The organism is Reinekea blandensis MED297 (assembly GCF_000153185.1).
GTDB lineage: Bacteria > Pseudomonadota > Gammaproteobacteria > Pseudomonadales > Natronospirillaceae > Reinekea > Reinekea blandensis.
This window is the reverse complement of sequence record NZ_CH724153.1, coordinates 564986-585821: the sequence shown is the minus strand read 5'-3', so window position 1 is coordinate 585821 and position 20836 is coordinate 564986. Positions and strand designations below refer to the sequence as shown.

Sequence of the window (20836 nt, the reverse complement as noted above, 5' to 3'; positions counted from 1 at the left end):
AGATACTTTAAGGTCATCGTTCGGAGAACCGCTTTACAGAAAGCTTTACCGGAGATTCTGTATTCTCAAAAATACCTGACCAAGCTGTCAGTTTAAAAACCAAAACCGATTCAGATGAGAGTACGGGTTAAAAATGTCAGTCTCGTTAAGATCTTATGTGATTCAGTTTCATCAACGTGATCTCAGTAGGCGACTCGCACAACCGGCTTCGGTACTCTAAAGTAGTGTTTTGAGTGTATACAGTCAGGTCCCTTCATTGAGAACGCTATTTCTACTGTTTGCCATGGTGTCCTTCGCTTGGGCAACTCCACCTTATCAGGTCGTCGTTACCGATTTCCCTTACATCACCGAAACCAATACACAGGGCCAATCCATAGGGCTGGGCGTTGAGTTGCTTGAAAAAATCAGTGCCGTCACGGGCTTTGACTACCAGATTACCCACGTACCGTTTAAACGCGCCCTGCGCATGATGGAACACGGACAGGCGGACATTTTTGTAGGCCCCTACTATTCTGACGAACGGGCAACCTACATGAACTACAACCAATACCCGATTTACTCCGATTACCTGTATTTTTACACTCGAGCCGATCAACCCTTGGAAGACGACATGCAAAACTGGCAACGCAATTATGCCAACCTGGCTACGTTGGACATTGCGGTCATTGCTGGTTGGAGCTATGGCGAGCAGTTCGATCATCACCGCTCAGAATTGTCAGTTATTGAAGTGGAATCCGTTGAGTCCGCGTTGAAAATGCTGAGCTCTGGCCGAGTCGACCTGGTTGCTGCGCACGATCGAAGCGTAAACGATGCAAAACAACAAGACAGCGACACTGTGCCCGTGCAAAAACTGATCCCGGCCATTTACGTTAACCATGGATATTTCGGGTTTTCAGTTGAAACCGTTCCCATTAATTTCATGAATGCTTTTGATAAGGCTTTCCAGTCCCTGCGTGACAGCGGGCAGTTTGATTCACTCCTGAAGAAATACGAAATGAGCGCTCCGGTCATTGAAGCCATCGAAATCGATTAATTCTCCAAAAGTACGGTAACTCACCTGAGCCAGACTGTTCTTTAAACAGATTCAGTCAGATGTTTTTTTATAAACCGAATAGTTCGTTCATGGGCCAGTTCGGCTGCATCCTTCACATAGGACGGCCGAGACTCATTTGCAAAAGCATGCCCCGCTTCGTAAACAAAGATTTCAGCTTGAGGATAAAGGGCTTTGAACTCATTCAGTAAGGCCTCTGGCACGTGATCATCCTGATCACCAAAATGCCCCTGAACAGGAACGGCCAAGGGTTGATTCATGTAGTTCGATAAGCGCGTCCCATAAAACGACACGGCACAACGAATATCCAAAACCTGTGCACACCGAACGGCCAAACCACCGCCCCAGCAGAACCCCATGACCGCAACATCAAGTCCACCTTTACTCAGTTCTTCGACGCTGGCCCGGATGTCTGCCAGGTTCTCGTCAACCTTGGCATCCTGCATTAAATGAAGACCGATAGAAGCCTGATCAAACGGCACGACCGTTCCGGGCTGTTGTCGATCAAACAAGGCCGGTATGGCCACATTGAGTCCTTGTTTTGCATACTGTTTTGCAACCGCGATGAGCTGATCGGTCACGCCAAAAATTTCCTGAACGATGACTAAACCACCGATGGCCTTTCCTTCAGCGGCCTGAACCCAGCAGTCAAACGCATGGCCGTCTTTCGCCTTCAACTTGATATTCATTTCTCTCTCCAATTATCCATCGCATTTTTTTGTATCATTGATTATCAGGTAGAACCAGACTTAACACTCAGGTCAACCAACCCTGGCGGTGTTAGCTTAAAGCCTTCCGCATCAGAATGCGCTATCCTGTTGGCAAAACAAGTTTTGCATCGGATGAGGCATCAATGAAACTGGACCTTCTGGAGACCTTTGTCGTGACCATCAATACCGGGAGTATTCATGGTGCCGCCAAGGAAATGGGTCAGTCTCAGCCTAGCATTTCAAAAAAACTGAAGTTACTCGAAGAGTCCTTAGGGGTCCCGTTGCTTATCCGGGGCACGCAGGGCATTGAAATCACCAACTACGGTAAAACGTTTCTGATTCGCGCCCAAGCCATTCTCAATGAGGCTCGCCGTGCCGAAGCGGAAATGATGGAGCTGCGAGGCGAAAAAGAAAGCACCGTACGCATGATTGTCGCTCCGACATCGACTATCAACCTGATGCCTAAAACCATTCAGGTCTATCGCCAACAACATCCTCACATCAAGTTGGAAATTTACGAAGGCCTGCAGGCAATGGCCGTGGACCAGTTACGCCGGGCCCATGTTGATTTTGCCGTTTGCCCACTCTGGGAAGAACTGCCAGCAAACGAGTTTATGGTCGAAGAAATTGAAAACATGCCCATGGCCGTCGTCACCCGAAAAGGTAGCCGGTTTGCCGGTGTCACCAAGTTTCGAGACCTGCACGATGCAAACTGGATTCACATCGGTGCGGGCGAAAACCTCAGCCCGCTGGTGCTGAAAATCTTTTCAGATTTAGGCTTGGATGCCCCTAAACCAATGATGGAAAGCTATTCACTGACAACGACATTGTCGTTTCTTTCAGAGTACGACAGCATCGCACTGGTTCCTGAAAAGCTCGTTAACCATCCGGTCTATTCGGGATGGCTAACGAAACTTAACCTGGAAAACGACGTTGATCACTATCCGCTGTACATCATTCGTCGACGGGAAACTCCGCTGACGCCCAGTGCAGAATCGTTTTGCCATACGTTGGCGCGGGTAGCAGCCCAAACCGATCTCTAAAATCCGCGACCTTAGTCTGGATCTTCCATCACGATGAGTCCCGCACCGGTATTGGACGCGGGTACATGATAAAAGGAATAGGTTTCACCGGCATTGTCTGCCATGGCACCACGCATAATCAGCCACATAACCAGCTCAATGCCCTCGGAGCCGGCTTCACGCATGTATTCCACGTGGGGGATTTTTACCAAGCGATCCGGGTTCTCCGACAAATCTTTAAGAAATGCCTGATCGAACTCAGCATTTACCAGTCCGGCACGCTCACCCTGAAGCTGATGAGACATACCACCGGTCCCGAAAATGGCAACCTTGATGTCTTTATCGTAACTTTCGACAGCCTTACGAATAGCTTTGCCCAAGTCGAAACAGCGCTTGCCGGTTGGGGCGGGATACTGAATCACGTTGACACACAGCGGAATGACTTTACAGGGCCAGGCTTCGGGTTGGTCAAACATGATTGACAGCGGCACGGTACAGCCGTGATCAATGTCCATCTCGTTGGCTATGGTCATGTCGAACTCATCCAGGATCAATGACTCAGCCAGGTGCCAAGCCAGATCCGGGTCCCCTTGCGCCGTCGGTACTTTACGCGGACCATAACCTTCATCCGCCGGATGGAACTCTGGGGCAACGCCTAAGGTAAAGGTCGGGATGAGCTGTAAACTGAACGCTGACGCATGGTCGTTATACACCACAATGGCAACATCGGGTTTGTTTTCCTTGATCCAGTCGCGCGCTGGCTGATAACCATCAAACAGAGGTTTCCAATAGTCAGTTTGGGTATTGCCATGATCAATCGCTGCGCCAATTGCCGGGACATGACTTGAACCGATTCCACACATAATTTTAGCCATTCGCCTGCTCCTTCTTACTGCGATTACCCTCGACGGAGCGCCCTCCGCTCACCATCATCTGGCGAAACTCTTCTTCTGAAACACCGGACATTTTGCCGCCAACGTATTGCATTGATCGACCGTCAAAAGCGGCGATTTTAAAGGTGTAATAAATGTTGCCACCGAGTTGCAGCATGCCGAGCCAATCGCGATCCAATACCGCCTGTTTCTGCTCAAGCGTCATGGAAAACTTGTCCAGATAGGCGGCTTCGTCGGCCTTAAAAGCTTCACGATTTTCAGCTTTGTTCAAAGACATACAAAACATATTGAGGTGGTACCCTGCCCGACAGTGTTTGCTGTCCATGACATAAGTACCGGGAATATCGTCGTACTCGCGGTTCATGTTTCTCTCCGGTTATCGCTATTCGGGTGCTCTGCGGCACGCTCGTCAAAAGCCTAAATAACTGGCATGATTGGAACAACAACAATAAGTAGGACGATTCGTTCATGCAGTGGAACATAGCCGACCTCCCTGTTTTTGCTGCCGTGGTGCAGCACGGCGGCATCAGCAGCGCCGCCCGAGAGCTTCGTTTACCCAAATCCAGCGTCAGTCGTTTTATCAACCGTTTAGAACAGGATCTCAACATTCGTCTGTTCGAACGCAATTCGAGACAAATGAGATTGACTCAGGAAGGTGAAATTTTCTACAAACACGCTCAGTTGATTCTGGAACAGGTGGAGTCGGCTGATGCTCAGATGAACGGTTTGAACGCAACACCAAATGGCGAGCTCACAGTGAGTTTACCCATGGCGTTCTCGCGCCTCATCGTCTCAAAACATCTGGCTGAGTTCCATCGTCGCTACCCTCATGTTCGCGTTTATATAACCGTAAACCCGAAGCCGGTTGATCTCATCGGGGATCACATTGACATCGCCGTTCAGGTGGGTGAACTGCCGGATTCCGACTACATTGCCGTGCCACTGATCAGTCACCGCCTGATCTGGGTCGCGCACCCTGAAATCGCGCGACGGTACGGGCAAGTCGACGATCTTTCAACACTCAACGACGCCGTTCATATTTGTGAAGCCCGCTATAACCAAACACCACTGGCGATTCGCCACAAAGGTTCCAGAGACAGCATCACATTAAACGCGGCGATTGAAACGTCCGATCCGATCATGATCAAAGACAGTATTCAGCAAAAACTGGGTATCGGCCTGTTGCCGAGCATCTACTGCAAAGAGGAGCTGGCTGATGGACGACTGGTACAGGTCGCGGAAGACTTTGAGTTGCTGGAAAATGCCAAAGCGTCTGCCGTCTATACCAGCAAACGCATGTTAAGTGCACGCACCCGTGTTTTCATTGAGTTTCTAAAAGAAATCTGCGCCGAGCTCTGACGAGCGAATTAACCGTTCTTCATTTGGAACGATGCGTTCATCGCTACTTATTGTTTTCGGCTTTCGTTACTCTTTAGCCTTACTGGAGAGTAACTATGAATCAACACGAACTCGATTGCTGGCGCATTGAGCGAGCACTGGTGTCGGCACAGTACAACCTGGATCAGCGAGATTTTAATCGTTTTACCGAGCATTTCTCCGAACAGGGAAAGTTGTACCGACCAACGTCTGCGACCCCATTGATTGGCCGTGAAGAAATTGCCGCGGCCTATGCTAAAAACCCGGCAGAACGCTTTAATCGTCATACCATTTCAAACGTCTTTGTCTCGGACATTTCAGACAACGCTGCGCATTCCATTGCCTACGTCACCCTCTACTCCGCAAGTCAAAATGAAGGGGGAAAACCCACGTTTGGATGGCCTGTCCAGCGCTGTCTGATCGGTGAATACCACGATCATTGGCAACGTAATGGCGAGACCTGGCTTATCACAGAACGACGAGCACTTTTTACCATCGCTATGCTTCAGGAGGCTTAAGTATGAACAGCGCCCTTTTACTTCCGGGACTTATTTGTGACGGCGCCGTCTGGAGTGCTCAGGAAACCGCGTTGAACCAAGCTGATATCGCGACTCAGGTGGTCGACTTTGGCGATCTGAACCGTCTGCATCACATGGCCACCCACGCCCTGGCTGGCGCACCCGAAAAGTTCATTCTTATCGGACACTCCATGGGCGGCCGCGTGGCACTGGAAATCGCCCGGCAGGCCCCTGAGCGCATTCAGGCTTTGGTGCTCATGGACACCGGCTATCTGCCATTGGCCGACGGTGACAAAGGCCAGCAGGAAGTTGCGTCTCGTTTGGCTCTGGTTAAAAAAGCCAAAGAACAGGGCATGAGGGAAATGGGCCAGGAATGGATGCAGGGTATGGTGTTACCTGAGCATCTGCAAAATGAGCGATTATGTAATGACATTCTGGACATGATCGAACGGAAAACGGACACCCAGTTTGCAGCGCAGCAATCGGCATTACTTAATCGATATGATGCCTCCGATGTGTTGAAGACACTGACCTGTCCGACCTGTTTTATCTGCGGTGATCAGGATGCCTGGAGTCCACTATCGCGCCATTACGAAATGGCAAAACTCGCCAGCGATGCTCCGGTATACAGTATCCGAAACTCGGGACACATGACGACCATGGAACAACCCGAGCAGGTTAATGAGGTCCTTTTATCATGGCTGAACTCACTGAACTGACCATCGCCCCGGTTGGGGTTGTGCGTGGTGGTCGTAAAGAAGACAGCAAAGACTTCTGGGGTGATAACCTGAGTGTCATCGAACTCGATGCTCGTTTGCCGGAAGGCATGTTGGCAGGTATCGAGCAGCACTCCCACCTTGAAGTTATTTTCTATTTCCATTTGCACGACGACGAGCCCACCAGTATGCAATCGCGTCACCCCCGCAATAACCCTGAATGGCCTAAGGTCGGGATTTTCTCACAGCGCGCGCGAATGCGGCCCAACCGTCTTGGGCATACCATTTGCCGACTCCTGAAACGAGACGGCCGTCAGCTACATGTACAGGCCCTGGATGCCATTGATGGTACACCGGTGATCGATCTGAAGCCGGTATGGCAGGAGAACCTGCCCAGCCAACCCGTCATCCAACCCGACTGGAGCCATGAGCTAATGGCTCAATACTGGGCATCAAAAAAACCAACATAGGATCAACAAAAAACGACAGCACCTTGAAAAATCGAAAACAATAAAACAAAAAATAATGGAGAGTATTGTGTACCGAACTGCATGGTTAACCGGACTGTTGCTGATAGCCGTATCCGGCGAGGTTTTTTCAGCTGACTTCAATCTGAGACTGCATCATTTCCTACCTGAGGCGTCCAAAATTCAACAGGGTTTTCTGGAGCCGTGGGCACAAAAAATCGAGGAAGACAGCGACGGTAGAATTGCGATCAGCATTCATGGCGGCATGAGCCTGGGCGGTGCGCCCAGTGACTTAGTCTCTCAGGTGGAAGACGGCACCGTTGATATGGTCTGGACCGTCGCCGGTTACACCCCGGGAAAATTTCCGCGAACGGAAGTGTTCGAACTGCCCACCGTCCACTTTCGCAGCGCCTATGCCAGTAACCGGGCTATCTACGCTAACTTTGAACTGATTGCGCAAGACTACACCACGGTTAAACCCCTGTTGGTGCATGTTAACAGCGGCAACGCCATTCATTTGCAAACTCAACGGTCTGATGCTTTGTCCCCTGCAGACCTGCAGGGACTCAGTATCCGCAGTCCGTCACGCACCGGTAGTTGGTATATCGAAGCCTTAGGCGCTTCCCCGGTGGCGTTACCCGCTCCGGCCATTCGACCTGCACTGGTCGACAAAAGCATCGACGGTGCTTTGCTGCCTTTCGAAATTTTACCTGATTTGAACCTGACCACGATGGGACTGACGTCCTCAATGGGCAAAGACGGGAGTCGTTTTGGGACGTCGAGTTTTCTGTTGTTGATGAATCCTTCAACCTTTAACCAGCTGCCCGAAGATCTGCAGCAGGTTTTAAACCAGCATACCGGTTTAGAACTCTACAAAGCCGCGGGTATCATCTGGGATGAAATGGAAGTTCCGGGTATGCAAGCACAGAGAGATCGGCTATACACAATGGGCCTGGATGCTTTGGACCCTTTTGAAACCATCGGACAACAGGTTGTTAATCGCTGGATCGATGAGGTCAGCAAACAAGGCATTGATGGTCAACAACTGGTGGACAATGCGCGCAAATATGTCGGGCGTTACTCACGAATCATCACATCAGTTGATGTGAACTTTTAACTTGAATGAAAGGAGCCAGCAGCTATGTCTACTGAACTAAAACGCATTCTTTATGCATCGGATATCGGCCATGGCTCCCGCCCGGCCTTTCGCCACTCCGTCAGCCTTGCACATCAATATGGAGCTGAAATTGTCTACATCCATATTATGGACAAACTGAACTACTCCGCAGCGCAGGTTGCTCAAAAATATTTTACGGCGAAAGAACTGGTTGAAATGGAGAAAGGTGGTCTGGACTCGTTAGACAAAACCGTCCGCGAACGGATTCATAAGTTCTTCAGCGAAGAAATGAGCGAATGGGCCGATGAAATAGACATTTCGTTCATCGTCAAAAGCGGCGACATTGCTGATGCCATTCTGGAAACCGCCAACGAGTTAAACGTCGATATGATTGTTATGGGTGCCCGCAAGCATTCTCTGATGGAAAAAATGATCCTGGGATCGGTTTCGACGAAAGTCTTACAAAAATCCAGCCGACCGGTATTGATTGTTCCGTTAACCGGTCAGGATTGATCCTATTCAGCGCTTCACTTTTTTGGTGAAGCGCTTTTTTTTAGTCAAAAACGGATACTCCGGTGTCTATGTCACCTACCCTGTTCAAAGAACAGGCCATACAGCTGGCCGACGACCCTGATTGATCATTCGGACATCGCGGAACATTCAAAGACGGCGGACGGGATTGTGAACTGTTCGCCCGTTGGTCACGCTAACCATCCGGGCTGCCCAATCGATACCACTTTGATTCAGTCGCACCATTGGGTGTTTGATGCGGTTTACATTCCGGCGATGACGGAGTTTTTAACCGCGGAAACCGCGGTCGGTGCCGCCGAATTATCAGGTATTGACCTGCTCCTTTATCAGGGGCTCGATGCGTTTCAGCATTTCATCCGACCTGACCATGACAACGCCGATGTCTATGCCATTGCCGAGTCTCTGCGCCAATATTATTAAAAGGTCCTGCTGTCAACTCGATAGGGTTGACGCTCGTAGGGTGAAGTTCCAAAGTATCGAGCGCCAACCACAACGCCACCGTTAATAATCGGACAGTTCCTCATACGGCAACCCGACGTATTGCTGGGCGATCACTTTCCGCCCCTCTTCCGTGCCGGTGTAGTAACTGAGTTCAGATTCCATAAACCGCGTAAAGGTTTCCTTCGTCATATCCCCAACCTGAACATTGCCATAGTCATGCAACATATTGCTCATCCACCAGGAAAACCGCTCACCATGCCAAACCCGACGTAATGCGATTTCTGAATACTGCTGAAGATAACGTTTATCACCGGTCTCATAGACTTTGGTCAGTATTTTATATAAGGTCGCAACGTCTGAAGCCGCCAGATTTAGCCCTTTGGCACCGGTTGGAGGCACAATGTGAGCGGCATCGCCAACCAGAAACAGATTGCCATACTGCATCGGTTCGCAAACAAACGAACGCAATGGCGCAATGCTCTTTTCAATACTCGGCCCGGTCACCAGTTTGGAGGCGGCATCCGCCGGTAACCGTTTTTTAAGTTCGGTCCAGAACTTGTCATCGCTCCAGTCTTCAACTTTATCCGTCAATGGCACCTGCAGGTAATACCGGGAGCGGGTTTCAGAACGCATACTTGCCAACGCAAAACCGCGCGGTGTTTTGCAATAAATCAGTTCAGGGCTGACCGGAGGTGTATCGCTGAGTAACCCCAACCAGCCAAACGGATATACTCGTTCATGTTCGGTACGTAATGTCTCCGGGATGGTTTGCCTTGAAACACCATGAAACCCATCGCATCCGGCAATGTAGTCGCATTTAATCGTTACCGGTTCGCCGTTCTGAATAAATGTCACGGACGGTGTCTCGGAGTCTACGTCATGCAGTTCAGTTGACTCTACTTCGTACAGTGTTTCCAGGCCTGCCTCTGCTCGTGCATCCATCAGGTCTTTGGTGATATCTACCTGGCCATAACAAACAACCGTTTTTCCTCCGGTTAACCCAGCCATGTTAATGCGGATGCGTTCATCGCCCACAGCAATTTCAAAGCCTTCATGCACATCACCGAACTTATCCATGTTCTCGGATACTCCAGCTTCGCGTACCAGATCGGCAAACCCTTGTTCTAAAATGCCGGCACGAATACGACCCAGCACATAATCACCGGTCACACGCTCAACAATGATGTTTTGAATGCCTTGCTTGTGCAGTAGCTGACCGAGTAACAACCCGGACGGCCCAGCACCGATAATCGCCACCTGTGTTTTTATTGTTTTCATCATCTTCTCTCCTGATTGCTGACCCGCATTATCAGATTGCTACGACCTATAGACTATTCACTTAACAATCAAAAAATTGTACTTTTCTGTCATCTTGAGAGAGACACATGACGGATATATCAGACGCAAACACAGTGCCCATATACGGCTTGTACGGTGAAAGGCTTGGTGACACAGAACCGGGATTTGTTCATATCGAATCCATTGCCGAGCGTTCCAGCCAACAAGGCTGGCACATTCGCTCGCATCGCCACCATAACATGATTCAGTTGATCATCATGACGCAAGGCAGTGTCGACATACTTTTAGACAATCAACAACGGAGCTTGTCCGGCCATGGGCTTATTTACATTCCAAATGAAGTGGTGCACGGATTTCACTTTGAACCGGATACAACGGGCCATGTACTCAGCGTCGCGACGCCATTTCTGACCGACATCCAAACCCTTTTACAAACCGAGGTAAACCCGGCTTGGTCGTTAACACCCGCGGTTGTGAAGCTTCACTCTTCGTCTGAACTGGTACCGATCTTCATACATCTTCGTGAGTTGTTAGTCGGTGAGTTCCGACAACAAAAACAATACTCTCACGCATTGCTGAAATGCCTACTCGGGGCACTGTTTACCACCTTCGCCCGGACCAGCAATATCGCGGGCCTTCAGACCGGATCGGATCATCACATTGCCCAGTTACAGCGTTTTATTGCACTGATAGACGACCACTACAAAGAGCATTTGCGCCTGGACTGGTATGCTGGTGAGTTAGGCATTTCACTTTCCACCTTAAACCGCATCTGTCAATCGCTGTTGAATCAATCTGGAAAAAAGCTCATCGAAGAACGGTTGGTACTGGAGGCAAAAAGACGTTTGATTTACACCTTGGATTCGGTTGAGAACATCGCGTTTTCACTCGGCTTTGATGACCCCGCGTACTTTTCTCGTTTCTTTACCAAAAACACCGAGCTGTCACCGGGCCGATATCGCCGGCAGCACGCTCAAACCAGCTCAGTTTAACCGTACCGCCGCCGTGACTGGCCGAAATCATACGGCGAATACCTGTTAGCGTTTAGGGGTATGACGTAACAGCTGCAGACCAGCACCGGTATTGGAGATCGGCGCGACATAGTTGCGATGAATCTCTTCGACATGCCCGGTCATGGTGCCACGCATGCCTAACCACATGTTCAGTTCAACACCCTGAGAGCCGCCCAACCTGACCAGGTCGTAATTGGAGTATTTTGTCAAAGCTTTGGGATCACTGACAAGTTTATCCATGCACTCTTCATCAAAGTCGGCATTGATGAACCCGGCACGCTCGCCATCCAACTGATGCGATAACCCCCCGGTACCAAAGACCACAACTTTTTCATCGCCAGGAAAGGATTCAACCGCTTTACCGATGGCCTCACCCAAGGCAAACGTTCGGCTGGGTTTTGGCATTGGATGACGTTCACAGTTGATGCAGACAGGGATAACTTTTAAATGCTTGTAGTTCTGATCCGGGTACATCAACCGCAAGGGGACAGTTAACCCATGATCCACCTTAATGTCTTGGCAGACCGTTGGATCGAAATCGTGTTCAATCAACTCATTGACAATATGCCAGGAAAGTTCCGTTTCACCGGTTACCGTTGGTATCGTCGCAATGCCCCAGCCTTCATCCGCATTCTCATATTCCGCAGCGCAACCGATGGCAAAGGTTGGCTTTTTATCCAAAAACATTTCCAACCCATGATCGTTATAAAAAATGATGGCAATGTCGGGTTGCTGCTCTTCTAACCACTTCCTGACGGGTGGATACGCTGCAAAAAAATCCCGCCAGTAAGGAGTGTCTTCCAGTCCCCGTTCCATCGCATTACTGATGGCCGGAATGTGCGATGTAGTAATTCCACCAATAATTTTAGCCATGTGTTTTACCTCGCCCCTGACTGTCAAGATAGGCCTGAAACTCTTCCGTGCTTCGCCCGGTTTGCAATCCACCGACATCCTGAACATTCAGCCCCAGGACGCCGGCAAACTTCGCCATGTAATAAATACTGCCGCCAAGCTCAATCATCCTGATCAGGTCTCGATTGAGGACCGTTTCAGTCTGCTCCGGTGTTAACCGATATTGCTCACAGTAAGCCCGCTCGTCTGCTCGAAAAGCTTCCCGCCCGGCGGCGGAGTTGAGCGAATGAAACATCTTGTTCAGGTTATAACCCTTTGCCGCCATTTCACCGTTAAAAAAGGTGTTGCCCGGAATGTCTGGTTTGTAGTCCATGGTCAGCCTCGTTTATGGAGCGGACCAAGCAACGACTGGCCGCCTCTGTTGTTTTATGGCTTTAATCAATGTCATGTATGAACTGACACTCACTGAGAATTATCGTGCCTGATGACACCTTATGCCATTTCATTTTAGTGTTACGTCATTGGTTTTTGAGATAGGCTAGATAAAATCTGAGCTTCGATCAGGACCTTGCTATGGAAACGATGCCAAACCTGAGGCACTTACGTGCGTTTTGCTCCGTGGCGCAATGTCACAGCATCAGCCGGGCTTCAGATCAGGTCCACCTCTCGCAACCAGCGATAACTCAGGCGATTTCCAAGCTTGAAGCTGAACTCGACACTGCCTTGTTCGAGCGAAAAAGCGATGGTATGTACCTAACAGACGCCGGAACGATTTGGTTGACCCGTGTCAATCTAGCCATTAATTATTTAGAACGCGCCGTTTCATCTGTGCAACCTAAAGGGAGCAACAGCGCACAACTGATTCATCAGATCACGACGACTCAACTGCGTTCACTGACCGCCATCACCCGACATCACAGTTTCAGTGAAGCCGGCCGTCAGCTAAATATTTCACAGTCTTCAGTACACCGGTCAGGTAAGGAACTGGAGCTATGCCTTGGCGTTGTTCTCTTTCTTAAATCAAAACAGGGAGTCACCCCAACACCCGCTGCAGAGACCCTGGCGCGCGCAAGTAAGTTAGCATTTAACGAGATTCAACAGGGGTACCATGACATTCGCGCCCTGAAAAATATCGACACCAGCATGTTGACCATTGGCAGTATGCCATTGCCAAGGACGGTTTTGTTACCCGAGGTCATCAACCGGTTTACGGAAAAGAAACCCACGGTCAGTATTCGGCTCATCGAGGGCAGTTACGATGATCTGTTACACCATTTACGCTATGGGGATATCGATTTTCTCATTGGCGCTTTACGTTTGCCCGGGAAAACGGCGGACATCGTCCAGCATAGGCTGTTCGATGCACCGCTGGCGCTGATCGCCCGCTATGACCATCCGATATTCGCCACCCCCGACGTGACGCTTGAAACACTGAGTCGCTTCCCATGGATTGTTCCTAAACAAGGCACACCAACGCGATCCGCATTCGACAGAGTATTCAAAGATGCCGCGATGGAACAAGCCGGGAAGCTGGTCGAGTCGACGTCTCAGATTCTCATACGGGAAGTACTGTTGGGCAGTGACCGTTTATCCATCATATCGCCGCACCAAATCCGTTTTGAACTGGACAATCAGTTGCTGCGCACCATCCCGTACCGGCTCCCCCAAACCAGCCGACCCATTGGTTATGCTGTACGCGAAGGTTTTATTCCAACGGCCACGCAAAAGGCTTTCCTGGAGGAACTAAAAACCGTCGCGTCATCTTTTTAAACCGCCGAACTAAGGTTTCACAAACACCCCATCAAAAAACACTTTTAACTCACTGGTCGCACGGATCGGCAAAACATGAGCAATGTATTGATCCGGTCGAACAACAATCATGCATCCCTGAGCACGATTGATGCCCCGCATCTGAAAAATATCGCCCTCACCTTTATGATCCACGCAGAATATTTTTTCGTGATCCTGCAGGCCTAATCGCCCTTTCATCGGCCGCAACAGCGGCGGCATAGTTTCATAGTTCAGCGCTTCGAACGTTTGCTGGAAGATAGCGCGCACGTCGATCAGTGCATCAAGATCCTCATCAGATCGGGTATAACGCTGAATGGGCGAATCCGGGTGACTCTCCAGCCATTGACACACATCGGCAAGCACCGAAGGTGCTTCACCCGTATCGTTTTGTGGCGCAAAAAGATACAAACGCCAGCGCCCGTCCGCCTGCGCAACATGCCCTAGTTGCATCGGTTTCACATCCGACAAACGGACCACCGGTGCCGAGTGAAACCGTCGACCAACTTCCAGCCCTGTCGCCAATGCCTGATATTCAGACGAACCGACGATTCGCGAGGGTCCGTAATGCACCGCCAGGCCACCGGTAAACTCGAGATTCTCTTTAAACTGGCGCATAAAACGCGGTTCATCATCCCGGTCCAGGTCCGACTCTCCCGGCGGTGCAGACATAATTCTTGCCCATTCATGATCGGTATCGACCAGGCGTTTTGCTTCTGCCCAACGCTCGCTGGAATAGCTACGTAACAGACCCGGGTCACTTCGCCCCTGCAGAACATGCGCAAGTTTCCAACCGAGATTGAACGTATCCTGCATCGATACATTCATACCCTGCCCGGCTTTTGGGCTGTGAGTATGACATGCATCTCCTGCCGTAAAGACCCTTGGGTGTTGCTCACCGACAGCATCCTCAGCAACGTTATCAAATCGATTGGTCATGCGATGGCCAATTTCATAAATCGACCACCAGACGACTTCTTTGACATCAATGGTATAGGGACGAATGATTTGGTTAGCGACCCGAATCATATCCTGTTGTGAGAACTGTCGCTCGGCGGCCCGCTCGTCGTCTTTGAGTTTGTCGAGTTCAACGTACATGCGGAACAGATATCCGCCTTCACGGGGCAAAATCAACACATTGCCTTCATGGGCGGAGGTAATCAGACACTTCTGCCTAATATCCGGGAAGTCCGTGTTTGCCAAAATGTCCATCACCCCCCAGGCTTGATGCGCAGAATCGCCAGACAACTCACCACCAATGGCTTTACGAACATTGGATCGTGCGCCATCGCAACCAACCACATATTTGGCCCGAACCGTTTTGATTTCACCCCAGTTCACGCCGGTATCCTGAAGCGTCACTGAAACCGGAAACCCCTCGTGCTCATCACCAATGCTAAGGTCGACTACCATCCACCCATAATCCGGCTGTAGTCGTGAAGACGAGTTTTTCATAACCTCCAGAAACAACTCATGCACTCTCGCTTGGTTGATTAGCGTATGGGGCATTTCGGAGGAATCATCTGCCACATCCTGCACTCTGCCGACGCGTTTAATATTCGCAGGGTTTTCCGGGTCTGGCATCCAGAATGCGGTTTGATTCACCCAATAACTTTCCCGCTTAACCGACTCAGCAAACCCGAATGCCTGAAACATTTCCATGGTTCGGGTGTTGATGCCATCGGCCTTACCTTTGGCGATATTGCCGGGGCTGCGTTCAATGATCATGGTCGAGATGTCATCAAACTGGGACATCTGTGCCGCCAGACAAAGGCCCGCCGGGCCGGTTCCGGCAATCAGAACATCAACCGTTTCAGGCAGGGGTGCATGAGCGCCATACTCACGTCGATTGGGTTGGGCATTTTTTTGATCGGGGCTGCCACTGCGAAAACCGTCCAGATAATATTGCATCAGAATCTCTCTTACCGGTGTTGTGTTTATTTTTAGTATGTATACATATTATATCTACACTTACTATACAAACAATAAAATATGTATACTTATTAGTTCGGCAAATGCATGCTTAAAGTCGAAATGGCTATATTGAGGAAACACCGATGCACTTAAACACCATGCCAGGCCATATGATCCGACGACTTCACCAGATCTCGAGTCAGGTGTTTCAACATCGGCTCGCGGCGGCTGGCCTGGAACTCACACCGGTCCAGTTTGCCACGCTGACCATACTGGACACTCATCCGGTATTGGAACAGGCGCAAATTGCCGCATTGATCGCTTACGATCGCGCAACGATAGGTGGGGTGATAGATCGACTCGAACAACGCGGTTATGTCACCCGAAAAACCAGTGTCCGAGATCGACGGGCCCGCGACGTCAGTTTAAGTGACGCTGGCCTGAAAGCACTCAGACAAGCCGAACCGATCGTCACCGATTTGCAAAGTGAGATACTTAAGAACCTGACACAATCTGAACAACGCGACCTGATCGCCCTACTCACAAAGGCGGTTAAAGATACGGACCATGACGCCTAACAGGTCCGTATCTTCGCGACCCCAACGTCCTCAGATATCTCAGATTCTGGTCAGCGTTTTATGCGCTTAGTTTTCTAAAATGTGTTCGAGTGAGTTGAGCGTTTCCATCGCAGGCAGACATTGCGCAACGCTGGCATTCGGCTCATCGCCTTCACGAATCGCACGCACGAACTCACGGTCCTGCAGTTCAATGCCGTTCATCGAAACATCGACATCCGACAGGTCAATTTTGTTGCCTTGACCATCCTCAAGATCATCGTAGCGAGCCACATAGGTACCGTTATCGCAGATGTAACGGAAGAATGTTCCGAAAGGTCCATCGTTGTTAAAAGACAGGCTCAATGTACAGATCGCACCGTTCGGTGTTTTCATGCCAATCGCCATATCCATCGCAATGTTCAGTTCCGGATGAATCGGTCCCTGGAGCGCCTGCAGCTTAACAGCCTGCTCACCGACCTGATACTGAAAAAGATCGACCGTATGACAAGCATGGTGCCACAGCAGATGGTCAGTCCATGTGCGCGGTTTACCCAATGCGTTGGTGTTGGTGCGACGGAAAAAATAGGTTTGAACATCCATTTGTTGAATGGTCAGCTCTCCAGACATTATTTTATTTCTGATCCACTGGTGTGATGGATTGAAGCGTCGGGTGTGACCTGCCATAGCGACCAGTCCGGTTTCTTTCTGAACGGCTACCAGATCACGGGCATCGTCGATGTTATCGGCCATCGGAATTTCGACCATCACGTGCTTGCCGGCTTTCAGGCATTGGATGGCCTGCTGAGCATGCAACGGTGTCGGTGTCGCCAGAATCACGCCATCAACATCATCCCGGGCCAAACTCTCTGCCAGGTCATCGGTGGCGTGCGCGATCCCCTTTTCTTTCGCAAAGGCGTTAATTTCGGCTAAATCGTGACCTACCACTGAAGTGACCGACACACCGTCGATTTTTGCCACAGCGTCCATGTGTTTCATGCCAAATGCGCCGGCGGCACCGGCGATACATAATCGAATCATAATACCTCCTCTGGTAATACAAACGTTAACTCATGCAGTAAAGTTTGGGAGAGTGTTTGGACATCATCGGACTCGGGAACCAAACCGAGACCACCAATGCGTTGCTGCCAGTTCGCCACACTGTGTGTGATGGTGTCATAAAAGCCCAAATCATTCAGAAAGCTTTCAACTTCGCGCATTTCAGCACTGCGGCGCTGACCATGCTTAATCATCCGTTCCAGGTTATAGGTTGCCTTTTCCGGCCAGTCCAGACTGGGATGCGAATGCGCTAACGACTGCATGACATCTTCGGAGACGCCAGCCTTTTGTGCGCTGAGCAGACATTCGGCCGTCAAGGCTTCCATCCCTTTCACCATGACACTGCGAATCATCTTAACCGAGCTGGCTTTACCGACAGTTTCACCCAGATAACGACCGGACATTTGCAAAGGTTGCATCCATTGTTCCATGAGCATTTCTGCATTCGGCCCCGCAACTAACACCGGGGTTTGACTGCGCAACGGTAAAATCGGCGCCATGATCGCCATGTCGATATAGCGACCACCCAACTCCGTAATCCGCTGGGCGTTTCTCTGTTTCGTGGTAGGCGAACAGGAATTTGCATCGACAAACCAGACTGGATTTAGAGATACGCCTCCCAGCGACGTCACAACCGCCTCCGCCTGATCAGCAGTGACCAGTGAGAAGACCAGATCGCTTTGCATGCAAACCTGCCGGGCATTGGCGGCCGCAGTAAGACCCCGTTCACGCAGCTGTTCTCTCGTACTCACAGCCGTGTCCGGTTGATCCAGCTTCAGATCGTAAACAACGGCTTCAACATCATTCCGGCGATGCCAATCGGACCAGATCGCCTGACCGGCTTCACCAAACCCAATAAACCCGATCTTCATCATTTATCGAGCCCAATAAAGTTTCATCGGGTTATCAATCAAGAGCTTTTGCTGAAGTGCTTCGGTTGGCGCAATGCGGGGTATGACATCCACCAATACACCGTCGTCCGGTACATGGGATTTCATATTCGGATGAGGCCAATCGGTGCCCCATAGCACTCGATCGGGAAAAGTTTCGACCAGTTTTCGGGCAAACGGCACGACATCGTCGTAGTCCGGCCCTGCAACGGTTAACCGCTCCGGACAACTCACCTTTGTCCAGATGTTTTCGTGGGTTTGCATCAGTTCAATGAATCGACTAAAACCATCACTGTCGACGCCTTCAGATACATCCGGACGACCCATATGATCCACCACAATCGTGGTTTCAAACTGCTCCAATAATGGGATCAGACCCATCATGTCGGGCGCTTCGAAATAAACAACAATATGCCAACCGAAGGGTTTTATCTTTTCGGAGATTTCCAGAAAATGCTCCCACGGGGTGGTATCGACCAGACGTTTAACAAAGTTAAAACGCACGGCTCGTACCCCTGCGGCATCTAACGCTTTCAGTTCTTTGTGAGTAATGTCTTTGCCAACGACGGCGACACCGCGTGCCAGCTCCCCGGCGTGGGTCAGTGCATCGACCAGGGCGTCATTGTTTTTACCATGGCAAGATGCCTGAACAATGACATTGCGGCTGAAACCTAAAAAGTCACGCAGCGCAAATAACTGATCCTTGCCGGCGTCGCATGGTGTGTATTTACGTTCCGGGGCATAAGGAAACTCCGCGGCCGGACCAAACACATGACAATGCGCATCAACAGCTCCCGCCGGTGCAACAAAGTCCGGTTTCTTAGGATCCGGATGGAAGGGCAAATAATCGGGACTCATCATAGTTCTACTCGCTTTCTTTTAGGAGTGTGGTTTGGTTAGCCGAACACCACACCGTCCATTAACTTTCGCGCCGTACGCAACATGGCGGCGCTGACCACATCGCCATTGGCATCTCGCGACAACACAACATTAGTCATGCCGGTCGGATGTTCGATGCCGACTTCGTTACCTGTCATTACCGCCAATTGATGAGCGATGGACCCTTTAATAGCACAGGCCGTTGCAACAGAGACGGCACCTAACACACCGATGGACGCATGCAACCGATGCGGAATAAAGGTTCGCGTATCGATGGCACCGTCTGCTTTGGGCTCACTGACCAGCGTCATCTTTGGAACGGTTTTACCACTGACATCGCCCAGGTTCATCAGATACCCGGCCTGCAGTCTAATCCCTTCCAACTTTGCTTTCAGTTCGCTGTCGTTGTCGAGGTCTTCCCGACTCTCCGAACCATCCAAGCCAAAATCGGCCGCCCGCAGGATGACCGTTGGCATGCCATTATCAATCATGGTCACGCGAGTGCCTTCAATAATGTCTGAAGCATTTCCACTCGGCAGCAAAGCACCACAACTAGCACCTGCCGTATCCTGAAAAGTGATCAGCACTGGCGCTGACGTTCCGGGCACACCGTCGATCCGTGCATCACCATCATAGGTGACGACACCACCTGGCGTTTGTATCGTCGCAATGGCAACCTGCCCGGTATTCACCATAAAAATCCGGACATCGGTGGTGTCCGGTTCGGCTTCGACCAGTCCGCGTTCGATCGCAAACTGTCCGACACCAGCAAGAATGTTGCCGCAGTTTTGTGCGTCGGTGACGACCGGCTCATCGACCACCACCTGTAAAAACAGGTAGTCCACATCGATGTCATCCCGTTGCGACGCTTTAACCACGCCCACCTTGGAAGTCAGCGGGTGAGCTCCGCCCATGCCATCGATCTGTCGATCGTCCGGGGAGCCCATTACCCGCAACAGAAAAGCATCCCGCTGTTCCTGGTTTTGTGGCAAGTCTTCCGCAAGAAAGTAGCCCCCTTTGGACGTTCCCCCGCGCATCCACATGCACCGAATGCCTTCACTCATAGCGCAGCCCTTTCTCGGCTAAGCGTTCCCGCATGTTGTAGATATCGAGCCCCAGCTCACCGGCGGCGAGGCGCTTGCGCTTGCTTTCTTCATTGGCTTCACGCTGTCTGGATTTCTCCAGTACGTCGGCGGCCTCTTCACGTCGAACCACGCAAACACCATCGTCGTCGGCAACGATGATGTCGCCCGGATTAACCAGTTCATCCGCACAGATCACCGGTACATTAACCGAGCCCAAGGTTTCTTTTACAGTGCCCTGAGCGAAGACGGATTTCGACCAGACCGGAAAGTTCATGGCTTTCAGATCGGCGATGTCGCGAACACCGGCATCCACTATTAAACCGACACCACCACGGGCCTGCATCGAGGTTGCTAACAAATCACCAAAATAACCCGCGTTAGAAGGTGACGTCGTTGCCAACACCAGAATATCACCCGGTTTCACCTGCTCAATGGCAACGTGCACCATCCAGTTGTCACACGGCGGTGCCAGAATAGTGACCGCTGAGGCGGCTAACCGAGTGCCCGGAAAAATGGGACGCATGTAGTCCGCCAACAGCCCTTTTCGGCCTTGTGCTTCGTGCACGGTGGCCACACCGCACTCGGCCAGGCCTGCGATAATGTTATCGTCAGCTCGTTCTATGTTTTGTACAACAACAGACATTTCCTCTCTCCTTATTA

The 20836-nt window shown here is 50.7% G+C and carries 24 protein-coding genes; 12 read left to right on the top strand and 12 right to left on the bottom strand.

The genetic code is table 11. The features are described from left to right. The first annotated feature begins 256 nt into the window (after positions 1-256). The gene (locus MED297_RS21550) at positions 257-1033 is read left to right on the top strand and encodes a substrate-binding periplasmic protein (RefSeq protein WP_154650986.1); all 777 of its coding nucleotides are present in this window, start codon (positions 257-259) and stop codon (positions 1031-1033) included. Between the two features lie 41 nt (positions 1034-1074). Here the strand turns inward: MED297_RS21550 and MED297_RS17455 are convergent, their stop codons facing one another. Continuing rightward, on the bottom strand, positions 1075-1740 hold the full coding sequence (locus tag MED297_RS17455) for a dienelactone hydrolase family protein (RefSeq protein WP_008047265.1): 666 nt from the start codon (positions 1738-1740) through the stop codon (positions 1075-1077). Positions 1741-1904: 164 nt separating this feature from the next. On the opposite strand from MED297_RS17455, the gene MED297_RS17450 reads away from it, so the two are divergent. Next, a complete protein-coding gene (locus tag MED297_RS17450; protein WP_040557493.1) occupies positions 1905-2804 on the top strand; it encodes a LysR family transcriptional regulator in 900 nt (299 codons plus the stop codon). A gap of 11 nt (positions 2805-2815) precedes the next feature. Here MED297_RS17450 and MED297_RS17445 read toward each other — a convergent pair whose 3' ends face one another. Next, positions 2816-3658, bottom strand: a complete 843-nt coding sequence (locus MED297_RS17445) for a class III extradiol dioxygenase subunit beta (RefSeq protein ID WP_008047263.1) — start codon at positions 3656-3658, stop codon at positions 2816-2818. Beyond that, positions 3651-4040, bottom strand: a complete 390-nt coding sequence (gene ligA / locus MED297_RS17440) for a protocatechuate 4,5-dioxygenase subunit alpha (protein ID WP_008047262.1) — start codon at positions 4038-4040, stop codon at positions 3651-3653. The genes MED297_RS17445 and ligA overlap by 8 nt, the downstream gene beginning before the upstream one ends. A gap of 104 nt (positions 4041-4144) precedes the next feature. On the opposite strand from ligA, the gene MED297_RS17435 reads away from it, so the two are divergent. The 7 genes from MED297_RS17435 to MED297_RS17405 all read left to right on the top strand — a co-directional run bounded on the left by MED297_RS17435 (position 4145) and on the right by MED297_RS17405 (position 8822). Beyond that, complete coding sequence (locus tag MED297_RS17435) at positions 4145-5035, top strand: LysR family transcriptional regulator (RefSeq protein WP_008047261.1); 891 nt, start codon at positions 4145-4147, stop codon at positions 5033-5035. A gap of 95 nt (positions 5036-5130) precedes the next feature. Continuing rightward, positions 5131-5571, top strand: a complete 441-nt coding sequence (locus MED297_RS21545; protein ID WP_008047259.1) for a nuclear transport factor 2 family protein — start codon at positions 5131-5133, stop codon at positions 5569-5571. Positions 5572-5573: 2 nt separating this feature from the next. Further along, entirely contained in the window at positions 5574-6290 is a 717-nt protein-coding gene (locus tag MED297_RS17425; RefSeq protein ID WP_008047257.1) for an alpha/beta fold hydrolase, read from the top strand. Next, complete coding sequence (locus MED297_RS17420) at positions 6269-6757, top strand: SAM-dependent methyltransferase (RefSeq protein ID WP_008047235.1); 489 nt, start codon at positions 6269-6271, stop codon at positions 6755-6757. Before MED297_RS17425 ends, MED297_RS17420 begins: the two co-directional genes overlap by 22 nt. 67 nt (positions 6758-6824) lie before the next feature. Continuing rightward, positions 6825-7871 (top strand): TRAP transporter substrate-binding protein, encoded by a 1047-nt coding sequence (locus MED297_RS17415; RefSeq protein WP_050762945.1) that lies wholly within the window; start codon positions 6825-6827, stop codon positions 7869-7871. A 24-nt stretch (positions 7872-7895) separates the two neighbouring features. Then, positions 7896-8384 carry a universal stress protein gene (locus MED297_RS17410; RefSeq protein WP_008047231.1) on the top strand — a complete coding sequence of 163 codons (489 nt, stop codon included), beginning with the start codon at positions 7896-7898 and terminating at the stop codon, positions 8382-8384. 168 nt (positions 8385-8552) lie between these two features. Next, the gene (locus MED297_RS17405; RefSeq protein ID WP_050762944.1) at positions 8553-8822 is read left to right on the top strand and encodes a hypothetical protein; all 270 of its coding nucleotides are present in this window, start codon (positions 8553-8555) and stop codon (positions 8820-8822) included. Between the two features lie 81 nt (positions 8823-8903). Here MED297_RS17405 and pobA read toward each other — a convergent pair whose 3' ends face one another. Beyond that, complete coding sequence (gene pobA, locus MED297_RS17400; protein ID WP_008047229.1) at positions 8904-10124, bottom strand: 4-hydroxybenzoate 3-monooxygenase; 1221 nt, start codon at positions 10122-10124, stop codon at positions 8904-8906. Positions 10125-10228: 104 nt separating this feature from the next. On the opposite strand from pobA, the gene MED297_RS17395 reads away from it, so the two are divergent. Continuing rightward, on the top strand, positions 10229-11134 hold the full coding sequence (locus tag MED297_RS17395) for a helix-turn-helix domain-containing protein (RefSeq protein ID WP_008047228.1): 906 nt from the start codon (positions 10229-10231) through the stop codon (positions 11132-11134). A 45-nt stretch (positions 11135-11179) separates the two neighbouring features. On the opposite strand, the gene MED297_RS17390 is transcribed toward MED297_RS17395, so the two are convergent. Then, a complete protein-coding gene (locus tag MED297_RS17390; RefSeq protein ID WP_008047227.1) occupies positions 11180-12028 on the bottom strand; it encodes a class III extradiol dioxygenase family protein in 849 nt (282 codons plus the stop codon). Further along, positions 12021-12380, bottom strand: coding sequence for a protocatechuate 4,5-dioxygenase subunit alpha (locus tag MED297_RS17385; protein ID WP_008047226.1), 360 nt, complete (start codon positions 12378-12380; stop codon positions 12021-12023). The genes MED297_RS17390 and MED297_RS17385 overlap by 8 nt, the downstream gene beginning before the upstream one ends. Before the next feature lie 200 nt (positions 12381-12580). Between MED297_RS17385 and MED297_RS17380 the strand changes: the two genes are divergently transcribed. Then, complete coding sequence (locus tag MED297_RS17380; RefSeq protein ID WP_008047224.1) at positions 12581-13777, top strand: LysR family transcriptional regulator; 1197 nt, start codon at positions 12581-12583, stop codon at positions 13775-13777. A gap of 9 nt (positions 13778-13786) precedes the next feature. On the opposite strand, the gene MED297_RS17375 is transcribed toward MED297_RS17380, so the two are convergent. Continuing rightward, positions 13787-15706 (bottom strand): FAD-dependent monooxygenase, encoded by a 1920-nt coding sequence (locus MED297_RS17375; RefSeq protein WP_008047223.1) that lies wholly within the window; start codon positions 15704-15706, stop codon positions 13787-13789. Positions 15707-15852: 146 nt separating this feature from the next. On the opposite strand from MED297_RS17375, the gene MED297_RS17370 reads away from it, so the two are divergent. After that, positions 15853-16287: a MarR family winged helix-turn-helix transcriptional regulator gene (locus MED297_RS17370; RefSeq protein ID WP_040557492.1), complete on the top strand. Its 435-nt coding sequence runs from the start codon at positions 15853-15855 to the stop codon at positions 16285-16287. 66 nt (positions 16288-16353) lie between these two features. Here MED297_RS17370 and MED297_RS17365 read toward each other — a convergent pair whose 3' ends face one another. The 5 genes from MED297_RS17365 to MED297_RS17345 are packed head-to-tail and all read right to left on the bottom strand — an operon-like array spanning position 16354 to position 20819. Then, positions 16354-17304, bottom strand: a complete 951-nt coding sequence (locus MED297_RS17365) for a Gfo/Idh/MocA family oxidoreductase (RefSeq protein ID WP_008047221.1) — start codon at positions 17302-17304, stop codon at positions 16354-16356. Then, positions 17301-18197: an NAD(P)-dependent oxidoreductase gene (locus MED297_RS17360; RefSeq protein ID WP_008047219.1), complete on the bottom strand. Its 897-nt coding sequence runs from the start codon at positions 18195-18197 to the stop codon at positions 17301-17303. The genes MED297_RS17365 and MED297_RS17360 overlap by 4 nt, the downstream gene beginning before the upstream one ends. Next, the gene (locus MED297_RS17355; RefSeq protein ID WP_008047218.1) at positions 18198-19073 is read right to left on the bottom strand and encodes an amidohydrolase family protein; all 876 of its coding nucleotides are present in this window, start codon (positions 19071-19073) and stop codon (positions 18198-18200) included. It abuts the gene before it with no gap. Between the two features lie 35 nt (positions 19074-19108). After that, positions 19109-20155 (bottom strand): 4-oxalomesaconate tautomerase, encoded by a 1047-nt coding sequence (locus MED297_RS17350; protein ID WP_008047216.1) that lies wholly within the window; start codon positions 20153-20155, stop codon positions 19109-19111. After that, positions 20148-20819 (bottom strand): 4-carboxy-4-hydroxy-2-oxoadipate aldolase/oxaloacetate decarboxylase, encoded by a 672-nt coding sequence (locus MED297_RS17345; protein ID WP_008047215.1) that lies wholly within the window; start codon positions 20817-20819, stop codon positions 20148-20150. Before MED297_RS17345 ends, MED297_RS17350 begins: the two co-directional genes overlap by 8 nt. Between the last annotated feature and the right edge of the window lie 17 nt (positions 20820-20836).